Below are 14,809 nucleotides of genomic sequence, written 5' to 3' on the forward strand. Positions count from 1 at the left end.
TCAGCCGCCCCAGGCCGCCGGATAGTGCTCGACGTTCTCCTTGGTGATCGTCGGCAGGTCGAGATAATGGTTCGGCGCGGGAATGTCGCCGCCCTTGCCGGCGAACCACAGCACCGCATCCTCGATCGCCACCTTGCCCTGGGGCGCGGGATCCTGGTTCACGGTGCCGTAGACCGTGCCCTTGATGACGGCATTGCGCACGTCCAGGGGATAGTCGCCAAGGATGAACTTGACGTCGGTGCGCCCGCTGGTGGTGGCGAAATTGGCGCCGTTCACCCCTTCCGGGCCCTGGTCGACGATGGCGTCGATCGTCCCCTGCGGATATTTGCTGAGATAGTCCTGCGTGATGGCGAGCGCCTTGGAATTGTCCCAGTCGGCCGCCTGCTTCTCCAGGATGGTGATGCCGGGATGCTTCTTCAGCGTGTCGAGCAGGCCGGCCTCGCGGTCGAGCTGGGCGGAGGTGCCGAGCTTGCCGAGGATATAGGCGATCTTGCCGGTCTCGCCCACGGCCCTGGCCACGAGCTCGCCCTGACGCTGGCCGAAGACGAAGTCGTCGACGCCGACATAGGTGATCACCTCAGCGCCGGTGCTGACGTCGGCCTTGGTGTTGACCGCCATCACCGGGATATTGGCCGCGCTCGCCTGGCGGATCACCGGCACGATGCCCTTGGGATCGCTCGGCGCGATCAGGATCATGTCGACCTGCTGGGCGATGAACTGCTGCACGATGGCGATCTGGGCGGAGAGGTCGCCGTTGCCGCTCTGGAGGTCGAGCGCGATGCCGTTCTTCTCCGCCGTCTCCTTGGCCGTCCTGATCAGGTTGGAATAGAACGGCACCGACGTGTTCCAGATCATGAAGCCGATCCGCTTGCCCTGCTGGGCCTGCGTCAGGCCCGTCCCGGCCAGCAGGGCGATGCCGGCGGCTCCGGCGAGCACCGAACGGCGTGTCAGCTCGGTCATGGTGGTTCCTCCCTTTGTTCAGCGCAGCTCGCGCCGTTTGCGTTGATAGCTGTCGAGTCCCACGGCCACGAGGATGACCGCGCCGGTCACGGCGGGTTGCCAGAAGGGCGACACGCCGATGAGGTTGAGGGCGTTGGCGATGATGCCGAGCAGCAGCGTGCCGAGCACCGCGCTCCAGACCTGGCCGACGCCGCCGCTGAGCGGCACGCCGCCGACCACCACCGCGGCGATGGCGGTGAGCGGCCAGTCGGTGGCGCTGGCGGGCTGGCCGATATTGGTCTGGCCGAGCAGCACCACGCCGGCGATGGCCGCGCAGAGCCCGCCGAGGGCATAGGTGGTCAGGATGACGCGGTCGACATTGATGCCGGCGAGGCGGGCGGCAGTCTTGTTGCCGCCGACGATGTAGATGTAGTGGCCGAGCGTGGTGAAGCGCAGGATCGCCCAGGTGACGAGCGCCACCACGGCGAAGATCAGGGTGGGGACCGGGATCGGCCCGATGCGCCCGAGCCCGAGCCAGGTGAAGGATTCCGGCACGCCGTAGACCGGCTGCGCCGAGGTGCCGACGAACAGGAAGCCGGTGACCAGCACCTGCGTCGCCAGGGTGGTGACGAAGGGGTTGATGCCGACCTTGGCGATGAAGAAGCCGTTGGCGGAGCCGACCGCCAGGCCGAGGAGCAGCGCGGCGGCGATGCCGAGCGGCATCGAGACCTCGACGATCAGCGCCGCGGCCACCACCGAGGACATGGCGCCGACCGCGCCGACCGAGAGATCGAAGCCGCCGGTGACGATCATCAGGAGCATGCCGCAGGCGACGATGCCGATGATCGAATTGCGCTGCAGCACATTGCCGAGATTGGCCCATGTGGCGAAGTGCGGCACGGTCAGGCTGAAGCCGATCAGCAGGGCCACGAAGATGATCGGCAGCGCATAGCCCGACAGGAAGGCCCAGCCCCGGGCGGCCTTCTCCTGGCGGGCCGGATCCGCGGCGCCGTCGACCGATGTCATGATGACCGTCCTTTCCTCTGAAGCCCGGCGGCCGCTGCCGGCAGCGCCTCGGCCGCCCGTGCCCGCTCGCCGGCTCGCGTTCGCTCGCTGGCTCGCGTTCGCTCGCCGGCATAGAGCAGCGTGCCGATCAGCTCGGCTTGCTCGCCCAGGGCTGCCGGCACGACCCGCACGTTCTCGGTCGCCCGCGCGATGGAGAAGCGCCGCATCGTGTCGCGCAGGGGCGCGAGCAGCACTTCGCCCGCTCGCATCAGCTCGCCGCCGACGATGACGAGCTCCGGGTTGAAATAGCTGCAGAGATGGCCGACCGAGCGGCCGACCAGCGCGCCGGCATCGGCGACGATGCGGCCGGCGCCGATGTCGCCGGCCACGGCCCGGCGCAGCATCTCGTCGGAGGAGATGTTGCCGTGCGAGACGCTGAGCCCCCGGGCGAGCGCATGCACCGAGACCACGGCCTCCAGGCAGCCGCGGCTGCCGCAGCGGCACACCGCGCCGTGCTCGTCGACGACGACGTGGCCGAGCTCGCCGGCAATGCCGCCGGCGCCGCGGAAGACCTGGCCGTCGATGAGGATGCCGAGGCCGACGCCGACCGAGAGCAGCACATAGAGCGCCACCCGCGTCTCGCGCGCCGCGCCGTAGACGCTCTCGGCCAGCGCGCCGAGATTGGCGTCGTTGTCCATGTAGACGGGCAGGCCGAGGCGCTGCGCCAGGCCGCCCGGCACGTCGGTGCCGACCCAGCGTGCCAGGATCGAGCCGGCATGGAGCTGGCCCGTCGCCGCGTCGACCGGGCCGGGCACGCCGATGCCGACCGCCTTGATCTCCTGGCGCCCGACCCCGGCCCGGGCGATGATGGTCTCGACCTCGGCCGCCGCGAGATCCAGCGCCTCGCTGGCGGGAATGTCGATGTCGAAGTCGCAGGAGACCTGCTCCAGGATGCGGTAATTCGCGTCCGAGATCGCCGCCTTGATGAACAGGCGGCCGAAATCGATGCCGATGAAATAGCCCTCCGGCGCCGCCAGCGCGATGCGCGTGCCGGGCCGCCCCGCCGCCCGGGCCGCCGGACCTTCGCCGTCGCTCTCGGTCACCAGCCGCTCGGCGATCAGGGCGGCGATCACCGCCGAGATGGTCGAGCGGGAGACATCGAAACGGCGCGCCAGCTCGGCCCGCGACTGCGCGCCGTTCGCCCGCAGCACCTCCAGCACTCCCGTGCGCAATCGTGCCTGTGACGGCGTCATCGCTGCGGCGTCCTCCCCTGGTCGCGCCTTTGACACACCCGTCCATATATGTCAAATCCGCACAATATTTTGAAATAATTGGTCCAATATTGGACTAATTTGGGGGGTCGCGATGGCGTCGAGGCTGAAGGCGGGGCTGGTCCTGGCGGGGCCGGCGCTGGAGGCGATCCCGGAGGGCGCGGTCCTGGTCGAGGCCGGCCGCATCGTCGCGGTCGGCGAGGACGCCGCCGTGCCGCGGCCGGAGGGATGCGAGGCGCTCGACCTCGGCAACGCCACGCTGATGCCGGGCATGATCGACGCCCATCTGCACACGTTCGGCGTCGACAGCACGCGGCTCCACCTCATCGCCACCGAGCGCGAGCCCTATCGCGCCGCCCGTGCCCTGGCCGAGCTCGGCCGCCTGCTCCAGGCCGGGTTCACCGCGGCCCGCTGCCTCGGCTCGAGCGTCGGGCCGGACGTCCGGCGCGCCATCGACGACGGCCTCGCCGAGGGGCCGCGCCTCAAGGTCGCCGGCGGCTTCATCTCCTCCACCGGCGGCACCTGGGACGGCCCGTCCGTTTCCCTGTCGGCCGCGCGGCTGAGCGGCGAGGTGGCCGACGGGATCGACGGCCTCGTGCAGGCCGTGCGCCAGCGCGTGCGCCAGGGCGTCGACGTGATCAAGCTCGGCCTCTCCAAGGGCGGCGTCGCCGACCGCTACCACGCCTGGGGCGACGATCCCCTGCGCCAGGTCGCGGCCTATGGCCCGGCCGAGGTCGTCGCCGCGGTCGAGGAGGCCCGCCGCAACCGTCTGCCGGTCAGCGCCCACGCCATCGGCGAGGAGGCGGTGACGCTGGCGCTGGACGGCGGCGTCGACACCATCGAGCACGGCTACGGCATCTCGGAGGCGACGCGGGCGCGCCTGGCGGCCGAGGGCAGGATCGTCGTCTCCACCATCTCGCAGCTGCATTTCCACCGGGCCGCCTACGAGGCCCATGGCTATCCCCAGTGGGAACGCGAGGTCTATGAACGCCACTGGGCCGTCATGCGGCGCGATTTCGAGCGCGGCCTCGCCGCCGGCGTGCGCTACGCGCTCGGCACCGACCTGATCGGCGGCCCGACCCATCCGCTGCACGAGGCGGCGAGCGAGTTCCGCCTCGCCGTCGACTGGGGCATGAGCCCGCACGAGGCCCTGCGGGCCGGCACCATCGTCGCGGCCGAGGCGGTCGGCATCGCCGCCGACACCGGCAGCCTCGAGCCCGGCAAGGCCGCCGACATCGTCGCGGTGGCCGGCAACCCGCTCACGGATATCGGGACGCTGCGCGCGCCACGCCTCGTCATGAAGCAAGGTCGCGTCGTGCGCTCGCAGGCGCCGGCCTGAGCGGCGGCGCCTTGCGGCCGGGGGCTCGGCGGCTGTCGAGGAAGCCGGTATCCGGGCGGGCCGGATATTCATTCTGAACAATTTTGGCGTTGTTCCGGACCGGACCTCCAGTAGGTTCGCGTGGCCAGCGGCTCGCAAGAAGCTGCGAAGAGGAGACGCCAGCGGCAAGATTTCAGCCCGCCGTCGGCTTCCCCTGCCAGATTGGTCAGAGGAACCATCATGAAAAGACTTCTCGGCGCCCTTGCCGGCGCAACGATGCTGTGCGGCCTGTACGCCCCATCCCTCGCCGAGGAATATAAGGGCGCGCCCCGAACCTTTCTTTTCAATCCTTCGGCCGAAGTCTGCTTCAAGGACACGTCGAAGTACAAGAAGGACGGTCCCTATACGATCGGCTTCGCCAATGCCGGGCTCGGCGACAGCTGGCGGGTGGTCGCGCTCGATTCCATGAAGAAGGCGGCGGGCGAGCACAAGGACAAGATCCAGCACCTGCTGATCACCGATGCCGGCCACGACGACGCCAAGCAGATCGCCGACATCCAGGATCTCGTCTCGCGCGGCGTCGACCTGCTGATCGTCTCCGCCAACACCGAGAAGGCGCTCGATCCGGCGGTGTCGCGGGTGATGAAGCAGGGCATCCCGGTCGTGATGGTCGACCGGCGCACGTCCTCCGACAATTTCGTCACCTTCGTCACCGCCAGCGACCAGCTCGAAGGGCGGCTCTGGGCGCAGTGGCTCGTCGAGAAGCTGCACGGCAAGGGCAACGTCATCATCCTCGGCGGCCAGGCCGGATCGAGCCCCAACGAGGCGCGGGTGCGCGCCGCCATGCAGGTGCTCGACCAGTACCCCGACATCAAGATCCTCGACACCGTCTACTCCGATTGGAGCCCGGTGAAGGGCAAGCAGGTGATGCAGGCCGTCATCGCCAAATACGGCAAGAAGATCGACGCGGTGCTGTCGACCCACGGGCTGCAGACGCCGGGCTCGATCGAGGCCTTCGTCGAGGCCGGCTACAAGGCCGGCGAGATCCCGCCCCACACCACGGCCGACGTCAACGGCGCGCTGCAGATGGCGATCAAGTACAAGGTGCCGGTGCTCGAGGTCGGCTATCCCCCGGCCATGTACGGCCTGGCGATCGAGACGGCGCTCAAGGTCCTGGCCGGCACCAAGGTCGCCTGCACGACGCAGATCAACGCCCAGATCGGCCTCAGCCGCGGCGACGAGACCCCGTCCCTGCCGCATCCCGATCTCTATATCGACCAGATGGTCGTCCCCGACGGGCCGCCGGACATGCTCATCACCGGCGGCATGGGGCCGGGCTACGACCCGAAGACCTACAAGGCCGACTACAACCAGTAGTGTCCACGGTCCGGTCGGTCCCTCCCGCCGACCGGGCAACTCCGGCGTCGCGGGGCTGCCACGCCCCGCCGCCGCTCTCCCCATCGAGCCTCGCCGCCATGCTGACCCTGACCGACATCACCAAGGCCTTTCCGGGCGTGACGGCGCTGCAGGGTGTCAGCCTCGAGGTGAAGGCCGGCGAGATTCACGCCCTGGCGGGGGAGAACGGCGCCGGCAAGTCGACGCTGATCCGGGTCATCGCCGGCGTGTTCGCGCCGACCGCCGGCGCGCTCGCGCTGGAGGGCCGGCCCGTCGCCTGGGCCTCGCCGCGCGAGGCGGCGGCTGCCGGCATCCACGTCATCTACCAGGAGTTCAATCTCTTCCCGCATCTGTCGGCGGCCGAGAACATCTTTCTCGGCCATGAGCGGCGCAATCGGCTCGGCCTGGTCGACCATCGCCGCACGCGGCGCGAGGCGGCCGACATCCTCAAGCGGCTCGGCGTCGCCATCGATCCCGATGCGCTGGTGGCGGAGCTCTCGGTCGCCGACCAGCAGATGGTCGAGATCGCCCGCGCCCTCGTGCACGACGTCAAGCTGCTGATCCTCGACGAGCCCACCGCCGTCATCTCCGGCCGCGAGGTCGACCTCCTGTTCGAGCGGCTGCACGCCCTCAAGGCCAGCGGCGTCGCCATCATCTACGTCTCGCATCGCCTGGAGGAGATCTTCGCCCATTGCGACCGCGTCTCCGTGCTGAAGGACGGCCGCCATGTGGCGACCCGGACCGTGGCCGAGCTCGACCGAGACGGGCTCGTCTCCCTGATGGTCGGCCGCGACATGCGCGAGCTCTTCCCGCCGCGGCGGACGGCGCGGGCGGATGCGCCGGTCGTCCTCACCGCCCGCGGCATCACCGTGCCGGGCCGCGTGCGCGGGGCCGGCCTGGAGCTGAAGGCCGGCACGATCACGGGCCTGGCGGGCATGGTCGGCTCCGGGCGCACCGAGCTGGCGCTGGCGCTCTTCGGCGCCCTGCCGATGGGCGGGGGCACGGTCCTGCTCGACGGCGAGAGCTTCGCCAGCCTGACGCCGGCCCGCGCCATAAGGCTCGGCATCGGCCTGGTCACCGAGGACCGCAAGAGCCAGGGCCTCGCCATGCTGCTCGACGTGGCCGCCAACGTCTCGGCCTCCACCCTCGACCAGCTGTCGAGCCGGGGCCTGCTCGACCGCGCCCGCGAGACCGGCATCGCCGAGGAGGCGATCCGCGCCTACCAGATCGCCTGCCGCGGCCCGTCGCAGCCGGTGGCGCTGATGTCGGGCGGCAACCAGCAGAAGGTGATCGTGGCGCGCTGGGCGCGCACCGCCCGCCGGGTGCTGATCCTCGACGAGCCGACCCGTGGCGTCGACGTCGGCGCCAAGATGGAGATCTACCGCATCATGCAGGCCCTGGCCGACCGCGGGCTGGCGATCCTGATGATCTCCTCGGAGCTGCCGGAGATCGTCGGCATGTCGGACCGCGTCGTCGTCATGCGCGAGGGCGAGATCAGCGGCGTGCTCGAGCGCGACGAGATCGACGAGGCCGCGATCGTCATGCTCGCGACCCATCGCAAGGCGGCGTGAGGTGACCCGGCCATGAGCGATGTCATGCCTTCCCCGGGCGGGTCTCTGCGGTGGCGCCGCCGCGCGGCCAGCAATGCCGGGCTGCTGATCGTGCTCGCCCTGCTCGTCGTGATGCTGCTGATCGGCGCGGTCGTCAGCGACCGGTTCCGCACCTTCGGCAATGTCGCCAACGTGCTCGAGCAGTCCACCGGCCTGGCGCTGGTCAGCCTCGGCCAGACCCTCGCCATCCTGACCGGCGGCATCGACCTCGCCATCGGCTCGCTGATCAGCCTGATCATCTGCCTCACAGCCGGGCTGCTCGACGGCGATGCCACCTATCTCTATCCCGTCATCGCCGGGATGCTGGCGCTCGGCGCGGCCATCGGCCTGGTCAACGGGCTCGGCGTGGTGCTGCTGCGCATCCACCCGCTGATCGTCACGCTCGGCATGGGCGCCATCCTGCAGGGCGTCACGCTGCTCTATGCGCAGGGGCCGGTCGGCTCCGTGCCGGACGGGTTCGACTCCATCGCCTACGGCACCTTCGGGCCGCTGCCGGCGGCGGCCACCGTCACGCTGGCGCTCTACATCGCCGTCGCGTTCTTCCTGCGCTCGACGCGCTTCGGCCGCTACATCTATGCCGTCGGCGACGATGCCGACGCCGCCAAGCTGATCGGCCTGCCCAGGACCCAGGTCATCCTGTTCGTCTATGCCTTCTCCGGTTTCTTCGCCGCGGTGACCGCCATCTATCTCGTGGCCCGCTTCGGCTCGGGCCAGCCCTATGCCGGCGCCAACTACACGCTCGCCTCGATCACGCCCGTCGTGGTCGGCGGCACCATGCTGAGCGGCGGCCGGGGCGGGGTCATGGGCACGCTCTTCGGCGCCTACCTGGTGTCGCTGCTCAACAACCTTCTGAACTTCCTCGACGTCTCCACCTACGTGCAGCTGATGGTCCAGGGGCTGATCATCATCCTCGCCGTGTCGGTCTATGTCGAAAAGCGCCGGAGCCTGGCATGACCGCCGCCATCCCCAGCAAAGTGTCGGCGCCCAGGCCACGAAGCGAAACCCTGGCCCGTTTCCTCGCGCGCCACGGCATCTACCTCTTCCTGGTCGCGCTGTTCGTGGTGTGCGGCGCGCTGGCGCCGAGCTTCCTGTCGCCGGAGAACCTCGGCAACCTCATGGCGCAATGGGCGCCGCTCGCCATCGTCGTCATCGGCCAGACCTTCGTGATCCTGGTGCGCGGCCTCGACCTGTCGGTCGCCTCGATCATGGCCACCGCGGCGGTCGCGGCCACCAGCTTCTCCGGCCGCGACGCCGACGCCCTGCCGGTGCTGCTCGTCGGCCTGGCGATCGGGCTGGCGACCGGCCTCCTCAACGGCCTGCTCGTCACCAAGCGGCAGGTCTCGCCGTTCCTGGCCACCCTCGCCACCATGATCGTGCTGCAGGGCGTGCGCTTCGCCTGGACGCACGGCGCCCCGTCGGGCTCGGTGCCGCCGATCTTCCGCACCCTCGGCGCCGGGACGATCGGCGGCATCCCCTACGGCCTCTTCGTCCTCGCCGTCGTCGCCGCGATCTTCCTGGTCCTGCTGCACAGGACCGCCTTCGGCCGCAAGGTCTACATCACCGGCGGCAGCCCGGTGACGGCGCGGCTCGTCGGCATCGACGCGGATCGGGTGACGATCATCTGCTACGTCATCTCAGGGATGCTCGCCGCCCTGGCCGGCCTGATCCTGTCGGGCTTCGTCGGTGTGGTCGACAACTGGGTGGGCAAGGGCTTCGAGCTCAACTCGATCGTGGCGGCCGTCATCGGCGGGGTCGCGCTGTCCGGCGGCCGCGGCACGCTGCCGGGCGCGCTCGCCGGCGCCGCCATCCTGGTCGCCGTCTTCAATGCCGTGCTGCTCTTCGGGCTGCCCGTGCAGTTCCAGATCATCATCCAGGGGCTGGTGATCATCGTCGCGACGGCTTTCTACGCCCGGCAGAGCGCCTGAGGCGACATCGGCAATCCGAGCATTCAAGGAGTATCGGCATGAGCAGCGATCTCGACGGCAGGTCGATCATCGTCACCGGCGCGGGGCGCGGCATCGGCGCCGCCATCGCGGCCGACCTCGCGGCCAAGGGTGCCCGGGTCGCCGTCGCCGACCTCGATCGTGCCACTGCCGAAGCCGTGGCGGCCCATATCCGCCGGCAGAGCGGCGAGGCGAAGGCCTTCGAGGTCGACGTCGCGCAGCGGGAGAGCGTCCGCGGGCTCGTCGCCGGCGTCGCCGAAGCGTTCGGGCGGCTCGACGTGATGTTCAACAATGCCGGCATCAGCAAGACGCTGAACTTCATGGACACGACCGAGGCGGATTTCGAGCGCATCATGCGGGTGAACGGCCTCGGCGTGATGATCGGCACCCAGGAGGCCGCCCGCCAGATGATCGCCCAGGGCGGCGGCGGCAAGATCGTCAACACCGCCTCGATCGCCGGCAAGCAGGGCTATCCCCTGTTTGCCGCCTATTGCGCCAGCAAGTTCGCGGTCGTGGCGCTGACGCAGGCCGCGGCCCGGGCGCTGGCCGAGCACAGGATCACGGTGAACTGCTTTGCTCCCGGCGTGGTGAAGACGGAGCTCTGGCAGCAGCTCGACAGCGAGTTCATGGACCTCGGCCTGACCAAGGAGGCGGGCCAGGCCATCAACGAGTTCTCCGCCTCGATCCTCATCGGCCGCCCCTCGCTGCCGGCTGACATCGTCGGGACCACCGCGTTCCTGGCGTCGAAGGCGTCGGACTACGTCACCGGCCAGACCATCATGATCGATGGCGGCATGGTCCTGACTTGAGCGCAGGCGCGACAACGAAGAGGGGAGGGGCCGGGATGGCACGTCTTAGGGATAAGGTTTCGATCGTCACGGGTGGTGGCACGGGGATCGGGGAGGCGACCTGCCATCGCTTCGCCGAGGAAGGCGCGAAGGTCGCGATCTTCGACTTCAACGCCGAGGCTGGGGAGGCCACCGCGGCCGCCCTGAAAGGCCGGGGCTTCGACGCGCTGTTCGTGAAGGCGGACGTGTCGCGGGAGGCCGATGTCGAGGCCGCCGTCGCCGCCGTGCTGGCGCGCTGGGGCACCATCGACATCCTGGTCAACAATGCCGCTATCCCCGGCGTCAACAAGTTCGCCCATGAGGTTGCGGTGGCGGAATGGGACCTGGTCTTCGCCATCAACGTGCGCGGGCCGTTCCTGTGCACCAAGCACGTGGTGCCGACGATGATGCAGGCCGGGCGCGGCGCCATCGTCAACTTCTCCTCGATCTACGGCCTGATCGGCAATGACGACCTGCCGCCCTACCACGCCGCCAAGGGCGCGGTGCTGATGATGACCAAGACCGACGCCATGTGCTACGCGCGCCACGGCATCCGCGTGAACGCCGTCCATCCCGGCTCGACCAAGACGCCGCTGTTCCTGAAGGCAGGCGAGACATATCCGGGCGGCCTCGACGTCTATCTCGACATGATGAAGCAGAAGCACCCGCTCACCCTCGGCGAGCCCATCGACGTCGCCAATTGCGTGCTGTTCCTCGCGTCCGACGAGGCCCGCTTCGTCACCGGCGCCAGCCTGGTGTGCGACGGCGGATACACCGCGCAGTGAGGAGCGTGTCATGACCGCAGCACAGCTGTTCCGCCTCGACAACCGCGTCGCGCTGGTCACGGGGGCGGCGCGCGGCATCGGGCAATGCATCGCGCAGACGCTGGGCGAGCTCGGCGCGACCGTGGTCCTCGCCGACCGGCTCGACCTCGTGCACGAGACCGCCGCAGCGCTGGCCCGCGAGGGCGCCAGGACCGATGCCGTCGTGCTCGACGTCACCGATCGCGCCGCCGTCGACGCGGCCATCGACGGCGTTGTCGCCCGCCATGGCCGGATCGACGCGCTCGTCGCCAATGCGGGCTGGTCCTACGAGGAGGACGGCCTGAGCCACAGCGACGAGAACTGGCAGCAGGCGCTGAACATCAACCTCACCGGCGTCTTCCATGCCGTGCGCCGCGCCGGCCGGCACATGGTGGCGCAGCGCTCCGGCGCGGTGGTGGCGCTTTCGTCGATCGCGGGTGTGAAATATGTCCGGCCCGAACGCCATGTCGGCTACGACGTGGCCAAGGCCGGCGTCGCGCATCTGTGCCGGGTGCTCGGCTGCGAATGGGCGCCCATGGGCGTGCGCGTCAACGCGGTCGGTCCCGGCTACACCGACACCGAGATGCTCGCCGAAGTCGGCCGGACCCGGCCGGAGGTCATGCGGCGCTGGCTCGACGATATCCCGATGAGGCGCCTGCTGCGCCGCGAGGAGATCGCGGCTTCGATCGCCTTTCTCCTCAGCGACGCGGCCAGCGGCATCACCGGCCAGCTCGTGATGGTCGATGCCGGCTACAGCGCGGCTTGAATGCGAAGGACGTGATGATGATCAATCTGGCAATGGTCGGCCTCGGCTGGTGGGGCCGCAAGATGGTCGATGTGGTGCAGGGCCACAGCGACGTGGTGAGGATCGCCCGCGTGGTCGAGCCCAACACCAATGCGGCCCGGCCCTTTGCCGGGGAACGCGATCTGCCCCTGTCGGCCAGCCTCGAGGAGGCGCTCCACGACCCCGACGTCGCGGCCGTCGTGCTGGCGACGCCCCATGCCCTGCACGACGAGCAGATCCGCATGGCGGCAGCGGCGGGCAAGCACGTGTTCTGCGAAAAGCCGCTGGCCCTGACCAGGGCGGGCGCCGAGAGCCTGGTCGGCCTCTGCCGCGAGGCCGGCCTCGTGCTCGGCATGGGCCACGAGCGCCGCTTCGAGCCGCCGATGGCGGCGCTGCTCGCCGACATCGATGCCGGCCGGCTCGGCCGGATCCTGCAGATCGAGGCCAATTTCAGCCATGACAAGTTCCTGAGCCTCAGTCCCGACAATTGGCGGCTCGATCCGGCCCACGCGCCGGCCGGCGGCATGACCGCGACCGGCATCCACCTGACCGACCTCGCCACCCGCATTCTCGGCCCCGCCAGGGCCGTGACGGTGGATTGCGAGCGGCTGGTTTCAGACCTGCCCTCCGGCGACACGATCAGCGCCTTCGTGCAGTTCCACGGCGGCGGCACGGCCTATGTCTCGGCATCGCTGAGCTATCCCTTCATCTCCCGCTTCGCGGTGTATGGTGCGCAAGGCTGGGTCGAGATCCGCGACAGGGCCCATGTCGAGGCGCCCGACGGCTGGGTCGTCACCAAGGGGCTGAAGGGCCGGCCGATCACGGTCGAGGAGGTCGGCAAGGCCGAGCCCGTGCTGTGGAACCTGGAAGCCTTCGGCCGCGCCGTTGCCGGCGAGGCGCCCTATCCCATCACGGGCGAGCAGCTCGTGAACAACATCGCCCTGCTCGAGGCGATCGTCACCGCCTCGAAATCAAAGCAGACCGAACCGGTCGCGTGAACCAAGGAGCCAGTCCCATGAAAGCCCTGGTGTTCGAAAAGCCCGATCAGCCCGTCGTCAGGGACGTCCCGGTGCCTGACATCGACGAGAACGGCGTGCTCCTGAAGATGAAGGCGGTCGGCATCTGCCATTCCGACTATGAGCTGCTGGCCGGCCGCTACATCATCCCGATCTCCTATCCCGTGACGCCTGGGCATGAGTGGTGCGGCGAGGTCGTCGAGGTCGGGCGCAACGTCAAGACCGTCAGGCCGGGCGACCGGGTGGTTGGCGAATGCGTGGTCAAGCTGCCCGACCGCATCCATCATTTCGGCTTCTCCCTCGACGGCGCCGACCGGGAATACCTGACGGCCAAGCCCGAATGGCTGCACAAGCTGCCGGACGGCATCAGCGACAAGCAGGCGGCGCTGATCGAGCCCTTCACCTGCGGCTTCTATGCCGTGAACCGGCTTGGCGGCACCAATGCCAGCGAGACCGTGGTGATCTCGGGCGGCGGCACGATCGGGCTGGTCTCGGCCGCGACCGCCATCGGCATGCGGGCGCGCACCATCGTCATCGATCCGCTGGCCCATCGCCGTGACACCGCGCTGAGGCTCGGCGCCGAGGCGGTGATCGATCCCGTGGCCGAGGACGCGGTCGAGCGGGTCAAGGAATTGACCGGCGGAACCGGTGCGGATCTCGTGGTCGAGGCATCCGGCCATGACGCTTCGCTCGCCAGCGTCTTCGACCTCGCCCGCGAGGACGGCCGCATCGCCATGGTCGGCATCAATATCGGCCGGACCATCGGGGCGCATCTCGGCAACATCCAGATGCGCAACCTCACGGTGCGCGGCTCCATCGGCTCGCCCGGCGTCTGGCCGGCCGCGATCCGCTTCCTCGAGCGCACCGGCCTCGACCTGTCGCCGATCCAGACCCACGACTTCCCGCTCGGCGAGAGCGTGAAAGCCTTCGAGCTCGGCAAACAATCCGACAAATGCATCAAGGTCACGCTGTTCAACGCGTGATATCAGGCAAGGACAGGACCATGGCGACTGAAACCGTCGGCTGGATCGGCGCCGGCAAGATGGGCGGCCCGATGAGCAAGCGGCTCATCGGCGCCGGCTGCCGCGTCATCGTGCTCGAACCGGACGCGGAGAACCGGCGAGGTGCGGTCCAGGCGGGCGCCGAGGCGGCGGCCGACATGGCGGCGCTGGCCCGCGAGGCGGTGGTGATCTTCTCGATGATTCCCAACGACCGGATCCTGACGGGTCTGGTTTGCGGCGAGCCCGGGCTGGCGAGCCTCATGGCGCCCGGCGCTGTCCTGGTCGAGATGAGCACGGTCTCTCCGGCCGCCTCCAAGGCCGCGGCGGAGGCCTTGGCGCGGCGGAACATCGGCTATCTCCGCGCGCCCGTGTCGGGCAGCACGGCGCTGGCGGCCGCCGGCACGCTCTCGGTCATGGCCTCTGGGCCTCGCGCGGTCTACGACCGGGTCGAGCCGCTGCTCGCCGCCTTCTCGGCCAAACGCTTCTATCTCGGCGAGGCCGAGCAAGCCCGCTACCTCAAGCTCGTGGTCAATTCGCTGGTCGGCGCCACGTCGTCGCTGCTGGCCGAGGCCCTGGCCCTTGGCCGCAAGGGCGATCTGTCGCTCGACGACATGCTCGACGTGATCGGCCAGAGCGCCGTCGCCTCGCCCCTCATCGGCTACAAGCGCGACATGGTGGTGAGCGGCAATTACGCGCCGGCCTTCACCGTCGAGCAGATGATCAAGGATTTCGATCTGATCATGGACACGGCGCGTACCGATCACGTACCGATGACGATGGCGGCTCTGGTGCGCCAGCTCTATGAGCAGGCCTATGTCGACGGCGACGGCCAGCGCGACTTCTTCGTCCTGTGCGAGACGGACGCCGCCCGCCGCAGCCCGCAACCGGCCGAATGAG

14 protein-coding genes are annotated in these 14,809 nt (G+C 69.4%); 11 read left to right on the top strand and 3 right to left on the bottom strand.

What is annotated here, in order from left to right; genetic code table 11:
- The 3 genes from QO011_RS14435 to QO011_RS14445 are packed head-to-tail and all read right to left on the bottom strand — an operon-like array spanning position 1 to position 3,197.
- Positions 1–960, bottom strand: coding sequence for a sugar ABC transporter substrate-binding protein (locus QO011_RS14435; protein ID WP_307273052.1), 960 nt, complete (start codon positions 958–960; stop codon positions 1–3).
- 18 nt (positions 961–978) lie between these two features.
- Positions 979–1,965, bottom strand: coding sequence for an ABC transporter permease (locus QO011_RS14440; RefSeq protein WP_307273054.1), 987 nt, complete (start codon positions 1,963–1,965; stop codon positions 979–981).
- Positions 1,962–3,197 carry an ROK family transcriptional regulator gene (locus QO011_RS14445; RefSeq protein ID WP_307273057.1) on the bottom strand — a complete coding sequence of 412 codons (1,236 nt, stop codon included), beginning with the start codon at positions 3,195–3,197 and terminating at the stop codon, positions 1,962–1,964. The genes QO011_RS14440 and QO011_RS14445 overlap by 4 nt, the downstream gene beginning before the upstream one ends.
- A 112-nt stretch (positions 3,198–3,309) precedes the next feature.
- On the opposite strand from QO011_RS14445, the gene QO011_RS14450 reads away from it, so the two are divergent.
- From QO011_RS14450 to QO011_RS14500, 11 genes are all read left to right on the top strand, one after another.
- The gene (locus tag QO011_RS14450; protein WP_307273060.1) at positions 3,310–4,554 is read left to right on the top strand and encodes a metal-dependent hydrolase family protein; all 1,245 of its coding nucleotides are present in this window, start codon (positions 3,310–3,312) and stop codon (positions 4,552–4,554) included.
- A 219-nt stretch (positions 4,555–4,773) separates the two neighbouring features.
- The gene (locus QO011_RS14455; RefSeq protein WP_307273064.1) at positions 4,774–5,910 is read left to right on the top strand and encodes an ABC transporter substrate-binding protein; all 1,137 of its coding nucleotides are present in this window, start codon (positions 4,774–4,776) and stop codon (positions 5,908–5,910) included.
- 98 nt (positions 5,911–6,008) lie between these two features.
- Complete coding sequence (locus tag QO011_RS14460) at positions 6,009–7,499, top strand: sugar ABC transporter ATP-binding protein (RefSeq protein WP_307273067.1); 1,491 nt, start codon at positions 6,009–6,011, stop codon at positions 7,497–7,499.
- Positions 7,500–7,511: 12 nt separating this feature from the next.
- Entirely contained in the window at positions 7,512–8,492 is a 981-nt protein-coding gene (locus QO011_RS14465) for an ABC transporter permease (RefSeq protein ID WP_307273069.1), read from the top strand.
- A complete protein-coding gene (locus QO011_RS14470) occupies positions 8,489–9,463 on the top strand; it encodes an ABC transporter permease (protein ID WP_307273072.1) in 975 nt (324 codons plus the stop codon). The genes QO011_RS14465 and QO011_RS14470 overlap by 4 nt, the downstream gene beginning before the upstream one ends.
- A 38-nt stretch (positions 9,464–9,501) precedes the next feature.
- A complete protein-coding gene (locus QO011_RS14475) occupies positions 9,502–10,290 on the top strand; it encodes a glucose 1-dehydrogenase (RefSeq protein ID WP_307273074.1) in 789 nt (262 codons plus the stop codon).
- Positions 10,291–10,325: 35 nt separating this feature from the next.
- Positions 10,326–11,093 (top strand): SDR family NAD(P)-dependent oxidoreductase, encoded by a 768-nt coding sequence (locus QO011_RS14480; protein WP_307273077.1) that lies wholly within the window; start codon positions 10,326–10,328, stop codon positions 11,091–11,093.
- Positions 11,094–11,103: 10 nt separating this feature from the next.
- Positions 11,104–11,877, top strand: coding sequence for an SDR family NAD(P)-dependent oxidoreductase (locus tag QO011_RS14485; protein WP_307273080.1), 774 nt, complete (start codon positions 11,104–11,106; stop codon positions 11,875–11,877).
- 17 nt (positions 11,878–11,894) lie between these two features.
- The gene (locus tag QO011_RS14490; protein WP_307273083.1) at positions 11,895–12,893 is read left to right on the top strand and encodes a Gfo/Idh/MocA family protein; all 999 of its coding nucleotides are present in this window, start codon (positions 11,895–11,897) and stop codon (positions 12,891–12,893) included.
- A 17-nt stretch (positions 12,894–12,910) separates the two neighbouring features.
- Positions 12,911–13,894: a zinc-dependent alcohol dehydrogenase gene (locus QO011_RS14495; protein WP_307273085.1), complete on the top strand. Its 984-nt coding sequence runs from the start codon at positions 12,911–12,913 to the stop codon at positions 13,892–13,894.
- On the top strand, positions 13,864–14,808 hold the full coding sequence (locus QO011_RS14500) for an NAD(P)-dependent oxidoreductase (RefSeq protein ID WP_307273087.1): 945 nt from the start codon (positions 13,864–13,866) through the stop codon (positions 14,806–14,808). Before QO011_RS14495 ends, QO011_RS14500 begins: the two co-directional genes overlap by 31 nt.
- Position 14,809 lies beyond the last annotated feature (1 nt).

Source organism: Labrys wisconsinensis (assembly GCF_030814995.1).
Classification (GTDB): Bacteria; Pseudomonadota; Alphaproteobacteria; order Rhizobiales; family Labraceae; genus Labrys; species Labrys wisconsinensis.

Coding starts and splice junctions, on each gene's coding strand:
- QO011_RS14435 (WP_307273052.1), bottom strand. CDS start 960: ATGACCGAGCTGACACGCCGTTCGGTGCTCGCCGGAGCCGCCGGCATC.
- QO011_RS14440 (WP_307273054.1), bottom strand. CDS start 1,965: ATGACATCGGTCGACGGCGCCGCGGATCCGGCCCGCCAGGAGAAGGCC.
- QO011_RS14445 (WP_307273057.1), bottom strand. CDS start 3,197: ATGACGCCGTCACAGGCACGATTGCGCACGGGAGTGCTGGAGGTGCTG.
- QO011_RS14450 (WP_307273060.1), top strand. CDS start 3,310: ATGGCGTCGAGGCTGAAGGCGGGGCTGGTCCTGGCGGGGCCGGCGCTG.
- QO011_RS14455 (WP_307273064.1), top strand. CDS start 4,774: ATGAAAAGACTTCTCGGCGCCCTTGCCGGCGCAACGATGCTGTGCGGC.
- QO011_RS14460 (WP_307273067.1), top strand. CDS start 6,009: ATGCTGACCCTGACCGACATCACCAAGGCCTTTCCGGGCGTGACGGCG.
- QO011_RS14465 (WP_307273069.1), top strand. CDS start 7,512: ATGAGCGATGTCATGCCTTCCCCGGGCGGGTCTCTGCGGTGGCGCCGC.
- QO011_RS14470 (WP_307273072.1), top strand. CDS start 8,489: ATGACCGCCGCCATCCCCAGCAAAGTGTCGGCGCCCAGGCCACGAAGC.
- QO011_RS14475 (WP_307273074.1), top strand. CDS start 9,502: ATGAGCAGCGATCTCGACGGCAGGTCGATCATCGTCACCGGCGCGGGG.
- QO011_RS14480 (WP_307273077.1), top strand. CDS start 10,326: ATGGCACGTCTTAGGGATAAGGTTTCGATCGTCACGGGTGGTGGCACG.
- QO011_RS14485 (WP_307273080.1), top strand. CDS start 11,104: ATGACCGCAGCACAGCTGTTCCGCCTCGACAACCGCGTCGCGCTGGTC.
- QO011_RS14490 (WP_307273083.1), top strand. CDS start 11,895: ATGATCAATCTGGCAATGGTCGGCCTCGGCTGGTGGGGCCGCAAGATG.
- QO011_RS14495 (WP_307273085.1), top strand. CDS start 12,911: ATGAAAGCCCTGGTGTTCGAAAAGCCCGATCAGCCCGTCGTCAGGGAC.
- QO011_RS14500 (WP_307273087.1), top strand. CDS start 13,864: ATGCATCAAGGTCACGCTGTTCAACGCGTGATATCAGGCAAGGACAGG.